This is a genomic window from Brucella grignonensis (assembly GCF_002252505.1).
GTDB lineage: Bacteria > Pseudomonadota > Alphaproteobacteria > Rhizobiales > Rhizobiaceae > Brucella > Brucella grignonensis.
This window is the reverse complement of record NZ_NNRL01000043.1, coordinates 1-413: the sequence shown is the minus strand read 5'-3', so window position 1 is coordinate 413 and position 413 is coordinate 1. Positions and strand designations below refer to the sequence as shown.

The following is a 413-nucleotide window of genomic DNA, read 5'->3' as shown; positions in this document are numbered from 1 at the left end:
CTTCATGGCATCGTCCTCATCCGCACGGCGCCGCTCCGCCAGGAACCATGCTAGATCATCTCGTGACTGGGCCTTGACTTCATCAAGCAGGGTTGCCGGCGCGCTGCGAGCCTCCATCCGAGCGACGACCTTGGCCCAGACAAGCGCGAAGCCGTCGATTTCCTCGCGGGATAACGGACGGCGTCGCGTCTCCTCAAGCACCTGTCGCGCCCTGGCTGCCGCCAGCCACTGTCCGTTGGATAGAACATTGTCATAGACCGCCTCGCCATCGGTCCGTTGAATCAGGAGACGATCTGCGAGCTTGCGGCGCTCGATGCGCTCCAGGCTTTCTGCGAGGCCGGTGACGGCGGCATCATGGACGGCGCGCGGCGGGATCCGCGCTGCAGCGCCGGCGTGATGCAATTCCTCAAAGC

1 pseudogene is annotated in these 413 nt (G+C 64.6%); it reads right to left on the bottom strand.

The annotated features are described in order from the left end of the window. Positions 1–413 (bottom strand): annotated as a pseudogene (locus tag CEV33_RS00640) (zeta toxin family protein); the annotation flags it as partial.